We start from the raw sequence: 19,185 nt of genomic DNA on the forward strand, positions 1-19,185 counted from the left end.
CCAAAGTAGCAAAGACACTTAGCTTGAACGAAGAGAAAGCAGCGTCATTTAGGCGCAGTCGGTAATAAGCCCTTATAGGGCAAGAGCAAACCACCCGTTTTACGGGTGGTTATGATTTATAGGCTTTGTTTACCTTCTGTTTATATTAACTGTTATCCTCTATGTTTTGTTTTAATACTATCTAGATAATCTTTTAATAAAAAGATGCCTGTTAATTAATAAAAGATTAATCTTTCATTATTTTAACTTCTAATGAGGCTGTTTTATTGTTTTGATTTATATGGGTAAAATGTTTATTAAGCATCATTTGGTTGGTTAAAAATAATAATTAATTATAATTTAATAAATAATAATTGAATCTTTTATAGGATAGCTATTCTAAGTGAATAGTTCATATAAAGTGATATTATTTTAACGAGGAATATATGCGTGTTGATGTTGTAGAAAGGTATAAATGGTTTCTACTTTTTATTTTTATATTTCTAACTTATTTAATTCCTCTCGAAACGCGACTACTCTGGCAACCAGATGAGATCCGCTATGCTGAAATTAGCCGAGAAATGCTGGTATCAGGTAATTGGTCAGTACCTTACATGCTGGATATTCGCTATTTTGAAAAGCCAGTATTGGGGTATTGGCTAAACAGTATTGCACAATGGTTATTTGGCGGAGGTAATTTTTCTGTTCGTATTGTTGTTGTGACTTCAACCTTATTAACCGGCTTATTTGTTTATCGTGCCACTATGCTAGTTTGGCATAACCGTACTTTGGCGTTTAATGCACTAGTGGTCTTTTTATCCTCGTTTCTTGTGTTAGCAATTGGTACCTACAATATTCTTGATCCTATCGTGACAATGTTTGTCACTATTGCGATGTATTACTTTTTAAGTGGATTATCTGCACAAAATAGAAAGTCAAAAATCAGTGCTTATATTTTAGTTGGTATTTTCTGTGGATTAGGTTTTTTAACTAAAGGTTTTATTGCTGTTGTGTTACCTGCGTTAGTTTTTGTTGTAACCGCAATTAGCTTATCTCGTTTTAAAGAAGTCCTTTGTTATGCGCCAGTAGCGCTTATCTCAATGCTTGTTATTGTGGGCCCTTGGGTGATTTCTGTTGCACTTCAAGCTCCTGATTATTGGCACTACTTCTTTTGGATTGAACACGTTCAACGCTTTGTTGAAAAGGATTCAGCAAGATCGCAACCTATATGGTTTTATTTACCTATTGTTGTTTTGGGTATTTTGCCGTGGTTAGGGTTCTTATTTGGTGCTCTTAAATCAGCTATTTTTTTGAAAAAGGGAACGCTTTATTTTTCGTTTTGGTTATTCCTATTTTTTGCATTCTTTTCTGCCTCCAGCGGTAAGTTATTAACTTATATGTTACCTTGTTTTGTGCCACTTTCTATATTGATTGCACATTACATGGAAGAGCTAAAAGATAAACAAAATGAAAAAATTCATAATATCAATGCGATCATAAATACTGTTTTTGGGCTTGTAGGCGTTTCTATTATTGTTTATTCGCTGTTCTCTACACGATTTACGTAATATGAAACTCATGAGCAAGATAAAGCGCTGCTGGGTATTGTGGGCTTTTTATTTTGGAGTGTGATGGGAATTGCTTCACTCTTTAAACCCACACGTTTACTGACTCTGTTTTGCTCGATAGGATTAAGTCTAGTAATTGGGCATGCCATTCCTCATAAAATTGAAAGCAAAAGCACCCCTGAAAAAGTAATTAACCACTATTACAGTGAGCTAGCAGATAAGCCTTATATTTTAACTGATGAAGTCGGGATTGGAACGTCCTTAGCATGGAGTTTAAAACGCACTGATATTCGTTTAACAGAGACGAAAGGGGAGCTTGCTTATGGTCTTGCATATCCTGATGTGCAAAATAAATATTATGATCTTAAGCAGTTAGTTAATTTAATTGAAGAGAATAACTATCAAGGGCTTGCGATTGTTTTAGTCCGACCAGAGCGAAAAAAAATATTATCTGTTATAAGTCAGCTAAAGGTAAAACCTATTGTAGAAAAACAGGGTGATTTAACATTTGTTTTCTTTAATTAACTGATTTAAAAGTCTATTTCTATTTTTCAAGAGACGATTATAAAAGAGCAAATAAATTTAGTTTCAGCTTTAAAATGACATCGATTTGATTTTTTGTGTTGTTTTTATGTGATCAAAGCCAAAAAATGGATTTTGTTGAGAAATATATTTTGCTCTTTTTAGTTTTAATGGTAGGTTTAAAATGTGTCCATTAAATCGGAGTTAGCTAAGCACTATATGACAAGTCACTTTACTTTATCAGAACCCCCGCCCAAACAAAATGTACTTATGAATGGGGGTAATTTATGCTGATTTTCCTAGCTGAATGTTTTATCGGTCTAGCATCAATTGCTCTTACTCACCGTGTATTAACGTTGTACGGTACTAAAAAGAAGTGATGATACCCGCTAGCTAAAATAAGTAATCAACAGTTGCTTATAATTAAAAGTCCTATATCTATCGCGATCTAGGACTTTTATAATTATCTCAATATCTCTTATTAAAAACTTAGCAATTCTATTGAAAATAACCTTCAATCAATTTTATTTTTTCAATATCCAATGTATTAGTATATTGATGTAATAATGCCCAAGCCTGAATATAATCATATTTAGCTTTAATTAAATCCTGTTGGGCGCGATATAATAATTCTTCAGCATTAAGAACATCGACCATTGTTCTTTGCCCACCAATATAACTTTTTTGAGTCGCATCTAGTTGTAATTTAGCAGAAGAAACAGATTGCTCATAGGCATTCAATTTAATATTACTCGTTGTGCATATTTGGTATTGATGACGTAGTTCTTGTTTAATTTGCTGGATAATGGCATCTCTTTCAAAAGCACTCATCTGATATAGTGCAGTAGATTGGCGCATTGAAGCTGTTGTTTTTCCACCATTAAATAAAGGTAAACTGACATAAAAACCAACATTCGCTGATTGATATTTCTGATTTACAGTATTATTGCTATCAGAATCGCTATTAGAATAAGAAGCATAGAGTTGCACTGTTGGGAAAAATTCACCTCTATTTTTTTCTACTTCTTGTTTTGCTATTGCCATTTCATAACGAGCTGTTTGAATATTGAGGTTGCTTTGCATAGCCTCATTTTCCCATGACTCGTAATTATTGGGTGTGATAGGTTGTAATATAAAACTATTATTGCTTAATTTTGCTATATGTTCTGCATAAGGAAGTGATGTACCAATCATTGAACTTAGTTTATTTTTAGCATTATCTAACTCAAGCTGGATATCTGTATATTGAGATTGAGTTAAATATAATCGTGTTTGGATCTCTGAAATATCTGTTTTTGTTCCTTCACCTAATTCGAATAAACGCTGACTTGATATTAGTTGTTTTTTATAAATCTCTTGCTGTGAAAGATTTAATAATAATTTATCCTGCGCATAAGCCAATTCTATATAATTATCTACTAATCTGATCACAAGCTCAGAAAATTTAACTTGATAACGACTGTCAGATAATAATGTTTTAATTAATGATGATTTATAATCACTAAATGCCGTGTAATCAAAGAGTGGCTGGCTAATAATGGCACTGACAGAATGACTTTGATAATTCTGATATTCGGTTCGTTCCATTTCTCCTTGATTCGTATTAATAGGATAAACTTTTCGTTGCCAATTTCGTGGGTTGTTTTGATAGTTTACATGTACGCTTGGAAGTAATTGAGATAATCCAATATTTTCATACTCTTTCCCCGCAACCTGTTCTTTAATCGCAGCATTAAACGTAGGATCATTTTTTACTGCTAAGAAATAGAGATCAGACAAACTGATGGCAAAAGCGTGAAAACTTAGCATCCATATAAATAAAATGGCAGAGAGTTTTTTTGTTTGCATCATTATTCTTCCGTCAATGAAGTATGGATCCTATCTAAAACAGGTTTAAATAAATAATTTAGTAATGAGCGATCACCTGTATTAATAAATACATCAACTGGCATTCCAGCCTTTAATTTATTTTTCTTGTCTTCAAGAAGCGTATTATCTTTAACATTAATAAATACTTGGTAATAAGGTTCTGTCGTTCTTTCATCGAGAAGTCTATCCGCTGAAATTAACGTCACCTCTCCGGGGATTTTAGGCGTTGTATTTTGATTGAATGCACTAAACATTAAATCAACAGGAAGACCAAGGGTAACTTTATCAATAAGATGAGGGGCTAACCGAGCCTCAATAATTAATTGGTGATCTTGAGGAACAACTTCCATTAATGTTTGACCTGTTCTTACAACACCACCTTGAGTAAAAACAGATAAATCCATTACTATTCCTGAAATTGGGGCAGTAATTTGCATTTTTTTCAGTTTATCTATTTCAATGATAAGTTGTTTTTCTGTTTCACTTATTTGTAATTGAACTTGATTAAGTTCAGTGCGTGCTGATTGGTAAAAATTAGCATTGCGTTGCAATATTTTTTGCTCATATTCCAACTTCTGTTTTTCTAATGTACTTATTTGCCCAAGTGTATCATTGAGATGGTTATTATTTTCAGCGAGTTCACGCTCAATTTCTTGATAACGATGGCGAGGAATATAGCCCTCATTAGCAAGTGTGTATAAATCTTTGATTTGATTTTGTAAGCTATTAATTTGATGCTGTTTATTTTGAGTGGATTTTTTTAAATGAATTAAACGATTAGAAACTCCATCAATAATAGCGTTATAGCCATTTATTTCACTATGCAATTCAATATACTTTTCATTAAGTAATTTGTTTTGAAGTAGTAATAATTTATTTAAATTCTCTGAAGGAGAGTAATATTCTTCATTAAGATCTAAGGTGAATTCTTTTTTTTCATTCAATTGAGCATATAAGCGCTGTTGAGTAATAAGTAAATTATCATATTGTTCTGATAAGGATTTTACTAAAGCTTTTGATTGAATAGGACTTAATTGAATAAGTGTTTGACCTTCGGTTACGCTATCTCCATTCTTTACTAAAATATCAGTAATAGTGCCTTCTACTGATGCTTGAACACTTTTTTTATTACCTGAAATTGAGACATTTCCTTTAGCCGATACTCCTTTATCTAAAGGAGCAAAAGCTGCCCAAAAAATAAAAATAGCAAGACCTAAAAGAATAACTGACCATCCTATTATTAAGAATTTCCTAGGATCATCTGAAATTCCATGAACAATATCGATTTCATTTTTTTTTGTGATCATAATAGTCTTCTCAATATTAAATATTGCTTTGAGTAATAGGTGTGGTTGCTGGCGTTGGCGTACTCTTTATTGCTGATGAGTTATTTAACTCAGCAATAACAGCTGTTGTAGAGCCAAATAATTTAGTGTGACCATCGAAAAGAACTAAGAGTTTATTGGTCACTGAGAGTAATTGTTTTTGATGCGTAATTAATATAACGGTTTTCTTATTTTTTTTAAGCGTTTGAATTGCTTGCATTAAAGCTTTAATACCCAAATCATCCAAATTAGAATTCGGCTCATCTAAAACAACTAAAGCAGGATTTCCATACAATGCGCGAGCTAACGCTATACGTTGTCGTTGTCCTCCTGATAACCCTTCCCCATGAGCACCAATAACGGTTTCATACCCATCAGGAAAACGTAAAATCATCTCATGAACATTTGCCATCATTGCAGCTTGAGTGACTTTTTGAGGATCTATCTCAGAAAAACGTGCAATATTTTCGGCAATTGTACCGGGAAAAAGGGCGATTTCTTGTGGAAGGTATCCAATATATTGACCAACTTCACTTTTATTCCATTGATATATATCTGCATTATCAAGGCGTATGGCACCAGTTTTAACTTCCCATATGCCAACAATAAATTTAGCTAAAGAAGATTTTCCTGAAGCACTAGGGCCAATAATACCAAGTACATCACCTGGGCTTAGTGAAAAATGAATATTATTTAATAGAGTACGTTCCGTTTGAGGGTATTGAGCTTGATTAATATTGACCGTTAATTCACCTTTAGGGGCTGGTAGCGCCATTTTTTTATTTTCTTCAGGATACGCGTTTAGTAGAGTGGTTAATCTTTTATAAGCTTCTTTACTGCTATCCCAGTTTTTCCATACACCAATTACTTGTTCAATTGGGGCTAAAGTACGACCTAATAGTATTGATCCTGCGATCATCATTCCTGGGCTAATCGTATTATCTATTGCTAGCCATCCACCTAATCCTAACATTAAAGACTGCAGTGCCATTCGGGTGACTTTTGTTATTGCATTGACACCGGCTGCATTATCACTTGCATGGGTTTGTGCTTGTAGATATTTAAAGTGAGCAATTTGCCATTGGTTTCGTAAATAACCTAACATTCCCATTGCTTCAATAGGTTGTGGATGTTCAAAATGATGACCTTGTATTACTTGTGCTTGATTAGCAAACTCATTGGCCTTTTTTTAATGATGATCGAGATAAATATTCATTAAGAATTGCCAACGAAAATAAAGCGAGTGCACCACATAATGCAAATAATCCTAACCATGGATTAAATAATGCGATAACAAGAAGATAAATAGGGAACCAAGGTAAATCAAAAAAAGCAAAAATAGCATGGCTTGTAATAAATTGCCTAATAGTCACTAAATCATTAAATGCTAACGAAGAATTAATACCGGGAGTTTTGTTCAATTTTGCTTGATATGCAGCGGTATAAATTCTTGAATTTAAAGATAAATCAAGTTTGTTGCTCATTCTAATGACAATAATACTTCTTAAATATTCTAATCCTCCCATAAAAATAAATAATGCTAACATAATGAGCGTTAGCATTAATAAAGTCATTTCATTACCTGAAGGTAAGACTCGATCATAAACTTGCAACATATAAATGGAAGGAACTAACATTAAAATATTTATTAAGGCTGTAAATATTCCAATGGAAAGAAATACTTTCTTTCTCTCTTTTATAATATTTTTTATTTCATTATTGTATTTGTTTGCTGGCATAATGTTATTCCTGATTTTATTCCTATCTGTTTATTGCTATTTACTGCATTTTTTCTATCAATACGGAGTGATAAATCTATCTTTTTTTTTATAAAAGAATATAAAAATAGCTCCGTATTGGTAAAAAAAAGGTAGGAGAAATACTTCTCTCCTACCCAATGCCAAATTAAACAATAAAGTCAGTTTCGTAATTAACAAATCCTACAATGTCAATTTTGAAATCAGGGCTATATCCATAACCATAAGCATTAATAGCAAGTTCACTTGAGTTTGTTGCTTGATCATATTTAATGGTTGCTTCACCTGAGCGACCTGTAAAGTTATCAACAAAATTAAGGAATTTTTGGCTAAAGGTATTTTCGATTAATTCTGATAAATCAATCTTATCAATACCTGATTTGAAGTCCATTATCTTGTCAGCGGCAGAGGTTAAAGAGTCAGAGATCTCTTTATAAACAAAGGTATTGCTGCCTGTACCACCCCATAATGTATCTTGACCACCGCCACCATACAGTATGTCGTTACCGCCACCACCGATGAGAATATTATCAGCATCATTTCCATAGATAATATCATTACCTGAGCCACCGATTGCATTTTCTATTGTAACGTCTTGTGCAATAGAAACGTTTTTCTGTAGTCCGCCAACATCAGAGAAATGACCCTCACGTAAATCAATAACTTGATCTTGATAATATCCTGAGAAGTCAAAAGTATCGTTACCACCGCTATCCCAAACGGAGAATATTAATTTATCGTTACTGCTTGTTGCTGTGTAATAATCAATACCTGTGTTTGAATTGAAACCATAAACATCATCACCTGTTCTGGTTGTTTTATTTGCACCATAGAGGTATTGCATTGCTGAAATATCATGAAGTAATGGTGCGCCTGCATAAGCACCTTGGAAGTGTGCGCCTGTTTCATATTCATCCCAATAACTCATAACAGTATATTGGCGACTGTCTTCAGCGTAGTCAGATTTTAAATAACCTGGTACATTTTCTCCTGCGTTATAATCTCCGGGATGCATTAAACCGAGCGCATGACCAATTTCATGGATAATAGTTAAGCGACCATAATTACCTAATTCAGGCGTTGTATTACCCGCATAATAATAATCACTAAACCAAGCTTGGCCTGAAACATCACGCCCGTAATAATCATGGGTATTTGGTAATGTTGCATAAGCTTGGAACTTGCCATATGGATCAGTAATATTCCCAAAAGTAATATCTGATTTTACATTTGGTCCTACTTCTGTAAATTTAATATTTGCGATATCAGACCATGCATCTAAAGATTGTCTTGCATGTTCTTTCTGTGTTGAATTAAATCCATAGGGATTTTTATCACCAAAGTCATTAAACTTTTTACCAGCCCAAGTTGGAAATGAATATGTTACTTCTGCCGCTTGACCGATAACATATTTCCCATTCCATGTGGAATTTTCACGTGCAATATGTTTTCCTGCGGTATCATAATCAAAAGAAGGTAGAGTCTTAGCTGAGAAATTATAAAAAATTCCACTCTTATCTAATAAATCAGAAACATTAGATAGTCCTACTGCTTTTTTTAATAAAGAAGAACCCATAATATCCTCCGGATATCAAGTTTAGGTTAAGTTTATTTTCATGTTGAAAATAGTTTAATTATCTGGCGAGCGCCAGCGATAATAAAGATAGCTATTTATTGATATTAATCCAGAGGGGGAAAATATGTTTTTAAATAATTGTGAAGTGAGGTGTGTTTTAAGTCAGAATAATTTAATTAAGTAAATAAAATCATCGTTATCTTTCCGAGAGGTATTTTTTTTATTGTTATTGTTTTATTTTGTTATTTTTATTGATCTGAATATAACTTAAATATTATATTTTATTAATCTAAGTCATATTTTTAGGTTGTTTGAAGTTTAAATTAATTTTATTTTTAGCTGTTAAATATATCATCATAAATAAAATTTCCCACAAGTTCGATTGTGTGAATATACTTTGTAGATTGTATTTCTTTTGAAATGGAGAGTTGAGTAGTGTTTTCTATATTGTGATAATTTATTGAGATAATAATTTTTTTATCTTCAATTAAATTTTTAATACTGAATATGTTTTTATTCCTATCAGAAAATAACAAGCGATCATCATTTATATTAAAATCCATAATTTTATCACGGTTATTATGATTATTAAGGCCTAATATAAATATATCTTTTCCTTTTCCACCACTGAATTGATTACATCCTTTATCATCCCAAAGAATATCATTTCCATCAGAGCCATATAGGATGTCATCATCTTCGCCACCATAAAGCCAATCATTGCCTTTCCCACCATAAAGAACATCACTACCTTTATTACCATAAATAGTATCGTTACCGTTATTACCATAAAGATGATTATTAGTATGATTACCAATAATAATATCATCATTAATACCACCAATTGCATTCTCAATGACAGCACCATATGCTATAGAGAGGTTACTTCGTAATCCTCCAATGTCAGAAAAAGCACCTTCATTGAGGTCTATTTTTTGTCTTGCGTTATATTTATAAAAGTTGAGAGTATCAACACCTCCGGCATCCCAAATACAACTAATAATAACATCGTCTGGTGTAGTTAAACTATAACAGTCTCTTTGTGTATTAGAATTAAAACCATAAATAGTATCATCTGTTCGAGTCGTTAAATTTACTCCATAGAATTTTTGAATGACATATATATCGATTAATAATGGAGACATAGGAAAAAGACCACCAAAATCTGCCTCTTCTATTTTTGGGTAACGATATGTCATCACTGAATATTTAAAACTATTTTCTTCAATATCAGGATTATTACAATTATTTCCTCTAAAGGTATGAGGTAAACCAAGAGCATGTCCAATCTCATGTATATAAGTTTGAGTTTCTTTATTTCCTTTTTGTAATATTAAAGGTCGATTATTTATATGACCATCTTTATTGTTGTTTTTATATAAAGTAATATGTGAGTCTGTTTCTATATAATAGTATTTTATATTGTCTGATTTCTCTTTAAATGCATCTATTTCATTTTTTTGCTCTGGTGTTATTTTATTTTTATTGAATTTTTTTATACGTATAGTTGTGGATATATTAATCCAAACATGTCCTCCATTACTATAATCAGTAATTTTTTCTATTTTCTTACTGGGATCTATATTATTTAATGGGAATGTTGCAACACCTTTCACTAAGTGAGATGTATCTTTTGTTATCTCATTTACATTATTATAAACACCAAATTTAATATTGGTGTCATATTTGTTATCTTTCTTAATAAACTTAATATTTGCAACATCAGACCACAATTGTAATATTTTTTCGGCAACTTCTTGTTGATGTTCGTTTAATGTTGTAATTGTTTTATATTCATTTCCTCTTAACTCATTCCAATTGGGAAAGCTATATGTTACTTCAGTAAAATCATTATTTGGATCATGTTTTTTCCATCTGCGTAGTGGTTTAAAGCTCTTTATTAGCTTGATAATATCATTATTTTCTAAATTTTCTAAAGAAGTATCTTGATGAGTCTTACTCATAATGTATGAATATCCTTTATTATGAAATATCTCCATGTAAAAAATATGTGTTTTAACTTAAATATAAATAATTTTTTAAAATTTAAATTTGAAAAATATACGTTATTTAATGATGTTTGTATCAAGTGAAGTAAAAAAATAAAGATTTATTATTGTTTTTAATAGAATGATATAAAATAATTACGAGTAATCTTCTCTATTATAACGAACTTTATTTTCTTTAAAAACAAACAAAGAGATAATTGCTAGTTTTTTGTTGTTTTGAATAGTAAGATTTTTTATCTTTATAGAATACACTATGTTTTATTAGATATTCCCTTAAAACTAAATGCATTTAATATATTACTTGATGATCTCTCATCAAGTAATATATGAAAAAATGCGAGTGTTTTAATTAACAGAATAAATCTTCATATTCGTATTTACCGATGATGTTAATATTTAAATATTTAGGTTCTGAGGTTTCTGATGTATTTATTTTTAACATTGTAATGTTTTTAATGTTGTCATAATAAAAATTACCTTCATTATTATTTAGACTATTTGAATTTACAATGTTAATATTATTTATAGTCTTACTATTATCTATATTTTTATAAAAATATATTTTATCAATGCCAGACTGAAAATCAGTAATTAAATTTGAGGAATTATTATCTTTACTATTAAAGTTAAAGGTATCATAACCTGCACCTCCTGTTAATTGGTTATTACCCATCCCTGCATCTAAATAATCATTACCTTCACCTCCATTAAGTACATCATTACCTTTAGCACTAAGTAAGATATCATTACCCAATCCGCCATAAAGAATATTATTTCCTTCTGAGTCCCAAAGATAATCATTTCCTTGTCCACCATATAGGTAATCATTGCCTTCGGAACCCATTAGATAATCATCACCTTGCTCTCCATATAAGAAATCATCTCCTTCTTCTCCATAAAGATAATCATTTCCTTCTCCACCATATAAGAAATCATCACCTCCTTTAGCGTATAAAGTATCATCACCAAGCTTACCAAATAGTCTGTTATTAACATCATTTCCAGATATGATATCTGATTTACAGCCTCCTATTGCATTTTCAATAACAGTATCATAGGCAATAGAAATATTAGCTCGTAATCCTCCCACATCAGAAAAACTTCCTTCACTAAGATCTATTTTTTGGTCAACTGAATATTTTGAAAAATCTAATGTATCTATTCCCTCTGCATCCCAAATACATGTAATAATTTTATCTTCAGAGGTATTTAATGAATAATGTTCTTTTTTTGTATTAGAATTAAAACCATAAGTGGTATTACCAATATGTGTGAATTTATTCTGTCCATACGTTGCTTGAATAGCGTAAGTATCCATTAACTGTAGTGTTAAAGGAGACATACCTTTAAAATCAGCATGTTTAAATTCAGGATGGTTATATGACATTATTGAATATTTAGTGGTGTTTTCTTCACAGTCAGTTGTTTTTTGTCTTGTAAATGTATGTTTTAGACCAAGAGCATGACCTATTTCATGATTAATTACTCGTTGTATGTCGGAGTCGTTTTTGAATACATTTTCTGTATTATCAATATGAGCCCGAGCATTATTGTTTTTTAGTAGTAAATAATAGTCATTATTTTCTTCAACGACATAATCAATAATATTTGCTTTAGATTTAAAGTAATTTACTCTTGTTTGTTGTTCTGGTGTTATTGTTGACTTCTTAATGTTTTCAATAATATTCATATCAGAGATATTTATCCAAACTTGCCCGCTGAAACTATAATCTCCGACTTTTTCTATTTTATCTTTTTCTATCTTATTCTTTTTTTCTATATTATTAGGGCGATAGGCAAACCCTTTTATTGAATAGTTTGTGTAACCGGCAATCTCATTGATATTATTATAAATACCAAACTTAATATCTGTGTCTTTTTCGCTTTTTACTTCAATAAATTTAATATTGGCAACGTCTTCCCATTGCTGAAGTTTTGCTCTAACTAAATCTTTTCCTTTTTCATTGAATGTTGTGAGTGTTTTATATTTATCACCTCTTAATATTGACCAGTTAGGAAAACTATAGGTTATTTCAGTATAACCTTTTTCAATATTATAACTTTCCCATTTGTTAGTTGATTCATTTATTCTCATTATATTGTAAATATAATTAAAATTAGGTGATATATGTTTTAAATATCTATTCATGATTAATTTTTCCTTTTTTTTGGTAACGAATAGTTTATCGGCAGCCTGCTAAATGCCTTTCAAAAAAGAAATATTTTAAATTATTTTAAAACTAATTAATCTTGTGAATTTATATTGGATTGGAAGGCGATAAAATTTATTATTATATAATAATGGTGTTATATAATTTTTGCTTATGTATTTAAATATAAATTTTAATGGATATTTAATGAGTAATTTATATGTATTTAATTGATGTTTTAATTAGTTAAAGAATACTAATCAATGGATGATAGTGAACAAGGAAAAAGTGCTGTTATATCCATTAACAGCACTTTTTGTTTTTTTATTGTTAATTTTTTACTGCGTTACCCCTGGTGAGGTTACCTGCTAAAAGCAGGTTTATTGAAATAGACTAACTTTTTACTACAAACTTCTTTTATTTACCTCATTGTGAGGAAGGTGATTCTTTTTATTTTGGGTTTAATTTAAACTATCTGAACTAACATCTTATTGTTGTGCTATTACTTTACCCTAGTACTTTGTGCATTTGGGAGCTAATTATAAATATGCCTTACATACCTAGAGAAAAAATAGATTACCAAGCCATTGGCTATCGCCTGCGTGCTTACCGCATAGCCTCCTCATTAAAAGCTGAAGATGTAGCAGAAAGCTTGGGTATTTCTCGTGCCGCTGTATATCGGTTAGAAAAAGGCGAAATTGTTAAAATTGAGACACTTGATAATCTTGCTAGATTATTAAATACCTCGTTAACCAGTTTGTTGGGAATTAATACTGAATATTATTCAAGTGCAAATGGCTTTTTTGAACGAATGCGCCAACTTGAAACACAATCTTCACATATTTACACCCATTTCGAACCTTTCTCTTATTTATTAACTTCAGATTGTTATGACAAAACATTGGTTGAAATGCTAACAGAGGCATCACCTTTAAATATCTTGTCTGAAAAACAACAAGAAGTTTTGTCTATTTTAAAAGAGCGTAAGAAACATCAGTCCTTACATTCCCCCTATATTTATAACCTTATTAGTCAACAACAAATCGAAAAGTTTCTTTATGTTGGTATGCTAGGTTCTGTTAATCTAACTAAAACACTGCAACATGAAAGAAAACAACGAGCAAAAAATGAAATTCTTCATTTAATTGAAAAGTTAGAACAAAAAAATAGTTATCTTAATATTGCGATCATTTCAGATACTATGCCATCTTTGACTTTCCAATTATTTTATCAAAATGAAATACCGCTTTCTTTAGCCGTTAGCCCGTTCCGCCTAGGAGAATTTCCTAATGTCAGTACGGGCATTGCGACGGTAACTTCTTCAACTGAGGCGATATTTCAATATCAATCTCTTTTTGATAAGTTATGGTTAAAAGCAACCAAGGGGAGGGATGCAATCAACCTTTTAAAACAAATAGTTAGAAATTACTGATTAGCAAGCGTGCCTAATGTTTCTGCTAATAAATCTGCAGCAACAGCAATATCACTAAATTCGGTAAATTCATCCGGATGATGACTAATACCAGCAACAGATGGTGTAAAGATCATTGCTGTTGGATAAAGTGGCGCCATATTCATTGAGTCATGACCTGCGCCACTTAACATTGTCATATAGTTGATATCGTGTTTTTGGCATAAGTTTTCAATCACTTGGCAAATTGAATCATCTAATTTGACTGGTGATTCAGCAGAAATCGGTTGAACATCAATAGCGACACCAAAATCTTTTTCTGCTTTCTCAACACTATTATTGAGGCGTTGTACAACGCGTTGAATACTTTCAATATCAATACCACGAATATCAACAGAGAATTTTACTTGTCCTGGAATGACGTTCATGGAGTTTGGTACAACATTGAGTTTACCCACTGTACCTACAGTGCCATAAACGGCTTCAGTACATGCTGCACGATTGATATCTGTAATAATCCCCGCACTTGCCACTAGAGCATCTTGTCGCTGATACATAGGTGTAGCACCAGAGTGATCAGCATGACCATTAACCGTAACAGAGAAACGAGTTGGCGCAGCTATTCCATTGACAATACCAATAGTTTTTTTATCATTCTCAAGGCGTTTACCTTGTTCAATATGAAGCTCAACAAAGGCACTAAAGCGATCCTTTTCCATTAAACAGCTATCTAAATTATCATACTGATAGCCTAATGATTTCAGAACCTCAAAGAAGTTATTGCCATCATCATCTCTATTTTGTTCCCAGCGTGCTCTATCTATTTTTCCTGCTAACACTTTACTGCCAATACATGAAAAGCCAAAACGGCTGGATTCTTCTGCACGGAAAACAACAAGCTCAAGGTCACGTTTAAGTTGTTTTGGTTTGTATTGCATTAAGGCATAAAACCCTGCGATAACACCTAAAGCTCCGTCATAAGCACCACCTTGAGGCACGGTATCAAGGTGAGATCCTGTACCGACTGCAGGCAGTGAGCGATCTTTTCCTGGTAAACGAGCGTAAAGTGTACCAATACCATCACGATAAACTTCAAGCCCAGCTTCTTTCATTAAACCAGCAAGATACAGATGCGCGGCTTCATCTTCTTCGCCATAGGCAATACGAGTGATCCCTTTGCCACTGTTATCTTTTTTATAGATTTGCATTGTCTCAATTAACGCTTTCATATCATCAATTGAATAATGAGTTGCTGTATCTAGTTGAGTCATAAGAGAATTCTCCCGTGGTTTTTGTAATATCTCTTGTCTAAAAAATGAGACTGTTTAAGGATTAAAAAAGCCATCTTAAAAGATGGTCACTGTTTTTATGATCATTGCTTATTATATTTACTGCTGTAGCTATATTTCGTCAATGATAATTAAGGTCAATTTCATATTCTGTGAGGTAGGTATTAATTAAAAGGAGATATATATCTAGAGTATTTCTTAAATGAACTTAATTTGTATGATAAATGTTATAAAATAGATCGCTTTTATTTTAAATCTATAAAAGAAGATATGTTTAAAGTTTTAAATGAAAATAAAAATTAGTATTAGTAGTGATTTTTATTAGAGTGAAATATCATTTATGATAAATTTAAATCTTTATATAAAATAGAATAAATGAATTTTAATGATATTAAAAATAATATTGTTAATATGATAAATATCCTATCTTATATATTTTCAGTTAAAATCCATTTTTATTTTATTCTAATGATATAGGTTATTATCTTCAGGTAAATTGAAAAAGTAGTTATTAACTATTGATAATATTTGTTAATCAAATTGAAAATGAGAGAAAAAATAAATTAGTACTCAAGCAAGTCGGTTTTTTGTGTGGGTCTATCCGTACATTATGTAGTACTCTAGGCGTTGATATGGCTATTTATTCCGCATGCTGTTTATATAAGAAAGAGAATAAAAGTGAATGATTTTGATGAGTTATCACTATTTCCTGGTTGGAGATTTTTCTATTTTACATATCTTAACTTTTACCTTTTTATATATTATATAAGTTGCAACTTTACCTTTTTAATAAAGGGAGTGGGTTTTTAAATTTAATATTTATATTGTTTATTTACTTTATTGTTAGTAGTTGTCTTATTATATTTAAATTTGGTGATAAATATTTTTTTTGTGAGTTATTTATAGGATCAAGTAATAAAGATATTACTTGATATAGTTGTCTATTTTTCGCCCTTTATCTTTGTGTATCACTTATATTTGGAAAGATAAAGCAACTTATTGATTATGATAGTTTCTTTTGGAAGAATAAGCGTTAAAAGAGTGGTGTGTATATGTTCTTTCTGGGATCTCTGTAGAACTTAAAAAGCTAGAACAATTAACTAATCATACTTTTTTAAGTAAAAAAATACTATACCCAGCGATTGATTTCTCGTTAGAAAGAGAACTTATAAATACTTTTGAATCTAAGGTATTAAAGTAAACAGTAGAGTTAGGAACAATAAAATCTGGAGATATTCGTAAGATTTTACCTAATTTAAAACCATCCCAAATAACTTATCGGCTTGATAAATTAATTGAAAGAGGGTTGTTGCAACCCATAGAAGAAGGATCTCGAATTTATATTGCAAAATTTTCAAACTCTTATTTGATTCGAGGTGTTATTGAAATTTTAAAAGAAGAAGGATTTATTCATAACTTATAATTATTATTATAAATATTATTGTTAATAATAAATGATATTTTTATCAGATAATTTTTAGTTTCTGATGAGGAATAACTTCGTCCAAATTAAGCAAGCAATTATCTACATTAGCGAAATAAGGTAGAGGGATTTTTAAAACCGTTGCAGATCGTTTGAAAATAACCTCTCGCATTGCAGATAAAATGGGAAAACTGAATATTCAAATTCGTGATGTAAAACATATCAAAACAAACCATATCGAACTTTATATCAAAAGCCGACAGGAAGAAGGCATTTTAAAAAGAACACTTCAAAACGAAATGGCAGGTATTAGAAATATTTTAGCTGTTGCTGGCAGAACAAAGCTTGCCTCATCTCAACATGAAAAGCTCAGTAATCATGCGCTTGGTTTGTCAAGTGCGAGTCGTGATGGCACGAAAAGGGCTATTACCGATGAATGGTAAATTGATTGATAAACCCGATTTAAAATCTGTCATAGATCGCTATCGAAATGTAGCCAGAAATGCTGGGTTAACAGGTAAATAACACCCCATAGCTTACGTTATGCGTGGGCAGTGAATGCAATGGAGTATCATAAAAATAATGGAATGAACCATGATGATGGGTGAGGGCATTATGTCGAGCGTGTCTACAATAAACTTGATATTAATGATTAATAAAACATACTTGTTTATAGCACATCAAATTAATAATGTTTACCCGTTAATTCGTTGTTTTTAACAACAGCCAATATTTCTGCAATCTGAAAGAAATGCCTTAGGGCGATTGTACATTAATTAAATCAACTTTCTTTATTTCAACCCAAATGGGAATTTCTTCCTCATTTGGTGGCATTTCCCTTTTTCTTAACAGGAATTGCCTATGAAAAAGGAATTAATAGGTTGTACATCCTCACAGCAAAACGAGCTTTATCATATAGTGACAAATAAGATTATTGAAGCATTAGAAAAAGGAACAGAACCTTGGCGTAAAACTTGGGATACCGAAAATGAAGGGCTACCTGTTAATGCTGCAACGGGACGATATTACAGCGGTATTAATGTCATGCTGTTATGGATTGGAGCGATTGAAAAAGGAGTTAATTCAAATCGGTGGCTGACTTTTAATCAAGCAAAATGTGCGGGAGGCAAAAAGAAAAAGGTTCTGACTAAATCACAGATGGGATGATATGTACCGTCGAATGGCACACTATCTAGAACTAAAAAAGAAGGTCTCAAAAATTTATAAAACGCAGAAAGCAAAAAACCAGCCCTAAGGCTGGTTTTTCTAAATAGTGGTGCCCGAACTCGGAATCGAACCAAGGACACGGGGATTTTCAATCAGTTATGAGAAAAATATATTTGGCATCTGTCACTGATAATACTTTATCAGGTAACTTATATGCATGTAATTTCAGTTATTTCTACAAAAGGTGGAGAAGGTAAATCCACTCATTCTGCAAATCTTGCAGGAATATGTGCTGATGCAGGGTTAAAAACACTGCTTATTGATGCGGATTATGCACAGCCAACCGCTTCTAGTTATTACTCTTTACTTTATGAGGCTCCTTGCGGTCTCTATGAATTACTAATGCAAACAGTGGATCTTAATCATCCAGAGCGATTAATTTCTCATACTTGTATTCGTAATCTCGATCTTATTATCTCTAATGATCCTCATGAACAATTAAAAACGGCCATGATGCATGCTCCTGATGGTCGAATTCGTCTGCGTAATCTATTACAACACCCACTTTTTACTGCTTATGATGTGATTATCATCGACTCACAAGGTGCTCGTTCTATTATGTTGGAATTGGTACTACTCGCAACTAACCATATTGCTGTTGCGATGGTTAAGCCTGTATTACCCGATGTTCGAGAGTTTTTGAGGGGAACGGTAACACTAATGGAAGAACTGTTACCGTATCAAGGTTTTGGTATTGAATTGCCACCGATAAAAATTCTGATTAATTGTATGGATTATACAGTCTTAGCAAGAAAAGCCCTTAAGGCACTAACTGCGATTATTCATAACAGCTCATACAGTAAAGAAAAAATCCCACCTATCTCATTACTGCAAACCCAAGTTTATGATCTCGGTATTTACAAATTAGGTCATAGCAAAGGACAACCGGCACATCGTCTAGAGTATCAAACAGATCGCAAAAGTTTACCTGCTGCACAAACAATGCATAACTTAGCTTGTGAATTATTTCCTCAATGGAAAGTACGTTTCGATTTGGTTTTAAAGCATCAACCAAAGGGGAATGCACTGTGAAATTTTATTGCGTAATACTGAAGATGCCGAACTCCCTGTGTCGAGGTG

Annotated in this window: 11 protein-coding genes and 3 pseudogenes; 7 read left to right on the forward strand and 7 right to left on the reverse strand. The window is 31.8% G+C overall.

The window, feature by feature from the left end:
* Positions 1-425: 425 nt before the first annotated feature.
* Both DK857_RS15550 and DK857_RS19395 read left to right on the forward strand, forming a co-directional pair.
* On the forward strand, positions 426-1,547 hold the full coding sequence (locus DK857_RS15550; protein ID WP_227003188.1) for a phospholipid carrier-dependent glycosyltransferase: 1,122 nt from the start codon (positions 426-428) through the stop codon (positions 1,545-1,547).
* Positions 1,548-1,610: 63 nt separating this feature from the next.
* On the forward strand, positions 1,611-2,072 hold the full coding sequence (locus tag DK857_RS19395) for a glycosyltransferase family protein (RefSeq protein ID WP_227003189.1): 462 nt from the start codon (positions 1,611-1,613) through the stop codon (positions 2,070-2,072).
* Positions 2,073-2,567: 495 nt separating this feature from the next.
* Here the strand turns inward: DK857_RS19395 and DK857_RS15555 are convergent, their stop codons facing one another.
* The 6 genes and pseudogenes from DK857_RS15555 to DK857_RS15580 all read right to left on the reverse strand — a co-directional run bounded on the left by DK857_RS15555 (position 2,568) and on the right by DK857_RS15580 (position 12,754).
* The gene (locus tag DK857_RS15555; RefSeq protein WP_109393367.1) at positions 2,568-3,920 is read right to left on the reverse strand and encodes a TolC family outer membrane protein; all 1,353 of its coding nucleotides are present in this window, start codon (positions 3,918-3,920) and stop codon (positions 2,568-2,570) included.
* On the reverse strand, positions 3,920-5,245 hold the full coding sequence (locus DK857_RS15560) for an HlyD family type I secretion periplasmic adaptor subunit (RefSeq protein ID WP_109393368.1): 1,326 nt from the start codon (positions 5,243-5,245) through the stop codon (positions 3,920-3,922). Before DK857_RS15560 ends, DK857_RS15555 begins: the two co-directional genes overlap by 1 nt.
* A 16-nt stretch (positions 5,246-5,261) precedes the next feature.
* A pseudogene (locus tag DK857_RS15565) lies at positions 5,262-7,002 on the reverse strand (type I secretion system permease/ATPase).
* Between the two features lie 166 nt (positions 7,003-7,168).
* A complete protein-coding gene (locus DK857_RS15570; protein ID WP_109402645.1) occupies positions 7,169-8,596 on the reverse strand; it encodes a serralysin family metalloprotease in 1,428 nt (475 codons plus the stop codon).
* Between the two features lie 335 nt (positions 8,597-8,931).
* On the reverse strand, positions 8,932-10,560 hold the full coding sequence (locus DK857_RS15575) for a M10 family metallopeptidase C-terminal domain-containing protein (RefSeq protein WP_167394846.1): 1,629 nt from the start codon (positions 10,558-10,560) through the stop codon (positions 8,932-8,934).
* 394 nt (positions 10,561-10,954) lie between these two features.
* Positions 10,955-12,754, reverse strand: coding sequence for a M10 family metallopeptidase C-terminal domain-containing protein (locus tag DK857_RS15580; protein ID WP_109402647.1), 1,800 nt, complete (start codon positions 12,752-12,754; stop codon positions 10,955-10,957).
* A gap of 548 nt (positions 12,755-13,302) precedes the next feature.
* Here DK857_RS15580 and DK857_RS15585 point away from each other — a divergent pair.
* On the forward strand, positions 13,303-14,187 hold the full coding sequence (locus tag DK857_RS15585) for a helix-turn-helix domain-containing protein (RefSeq protein ID WP_109393373.1): 885 nt from the start codon (positions 13,303-13,305) through the stop codon (positions 14,185-14,187).
* Here DK857_RS15585 and DK857_RS15590 read toward each other — a convergent pair.
* Positions 14,181-15,437, reverse strand: coding sequence for a M20 family metallo-hydrolase (locus DK857_RS15590; protein ID WP_109402648.1), 1,257 nt, complete (start codon positions 15,435-15,437; stop codon positions 14,181-14,183). The two genes, DK857_RS15585 and DK857_RS15590, sit on opposite strands and share 7 nt — an antisense overlap.
* A gap of 1,051 nt (positions 15,438-16,488) precedes the next feature.
* Between DK857_RS15590 and DK857_RS19610 the strand changes: the two are divergent.
* The 4 genes and pseudogenes from DK857_RS19610 to DK857_RS15610 all read left to right on the forward strand — a co-directional run.
* Positions 16,489-16,878 (forward strand): annotated as a pseudogene (locus DK857_RS19610) (Fic family protein); the annotation flags it as partial.
* A 128-nt stretch (positions 16,879-17,006) separates the two neighbouring features.
* A pseudogene (locus tag DK857_RS15600) lies at positions 17,007-17,486 on the forward strand (phage integrase N-terminal domain-containing protein).
* 253 nt (positions 17,487-17,739) lie between these two features.
* Positions 17,740-18,045 carry an ArdC-like ssDNA-binding domain-containing protein gene (locus tag DK857_RS15605; RefSeq protein WP_109402649.1) on the forward strand — a complete coding sequence of 102 codons (306 nt, stop codon included), beginning with the start codon at positions 17,740-17,742 and terminating at the stop codon, positions 18,043-18,045.
* Positions 18,046-18,258: 213 nt separating this feature from the next.
* Positions 18,259-19,137 (forward strand): ParA family protein, encoded by an 879-nt coding sequence (locus DK857_RS15610; RefSeq protein ID WP_109402650.1) that lies wholly within the window; start codon positions 18,259-18,261, stop codon positions 19,135-19,137.
* Positions 19,138-19,185 lie beyond the last annotated feature (48 nt).

This window comes from Proteus terrae (genome assembly GCF_003144325.1).
In the GTDB taxonomy this organism is placed as follows: Bacteria; Pseudomonadota; Gammaproteobacteria; order Enterobacterales; family Enterobacteriaceae; genus Proteus; species Proteus terrae.

Coding starts and splice junctions, on each gene's coding strand:
- DK857_RS15550 (WP_227003188.1), top strand. CDS start 426: ATGCGTGTTGATGTTGTAGAAAGGTATAAATGGTTTCTACTTTTTATT.
- DK857_RS19395 (WP_227003189.1), top strand. CDS start 1,611: ATGGGAATTGCTTCACTCTTTAAACCCACACGTTTACTGACTCTGTTT.
- DK857_RS15555 (WP_109393367.1), bottom strand. CDS start 3,920: ATGATGCAAACAAAAAAACTCTCTGCCATTTTATTTATATGGATGCTA.
- DK857_RS15560 (WP_109393368.1), bottom strand. CDS start 5,245: ATGATCACAAAAAAAAATGAAATCGATATTGTTCATGGAATTTCAGAT.
- DK857_RS15570 (WP_109402645.1), bottom strand. CDS start 8,596: ATGGGTTCTTCTTTATTAAAAAAAGCAGTAGGACTATCTAATGTTTCT.
- DK857_RS15575 (WP_167394846.1), bottom strand. CDS start 10,560: ATGAGTAAGACTCATCAAGATACTTCTTTAGAAAATTTAGAAAATAAT.
- DK857_RS15580 (WP_109402647.1), bottom strand. CDS start 12,754: ATGAATAGATATTTAAAACATATATCACCTAATTTTAATTATATTTAC.
- DK857_RS15585 (WP_109393373.1), top strand. CDS start 13,303: ATGCCTTACATACCTAGAGAAAAAATAGATTACCAAGCCATTGGCTAT.
- DK857_RS15590 (WP_109402648.1), bottom strand. CDS start 15,437: ATGACTCAACTAGATACAGCAACTCATTATTCAATTGATGATATGAAA.
- DK857_RS15605 (WP_109402649.1), top strand. CDS start 17,740: ATGAAAAAGGAATTAATAGGTTGTACATCCTCACAGCAAAACGAGCTT.
- DK857_RS15610 (WP_109402650.1), top strand. CDS start 18,259: ATGCATGTAATTTCAGTTATTTCTACAAAAGGTGGAGAAGGTAAATCC.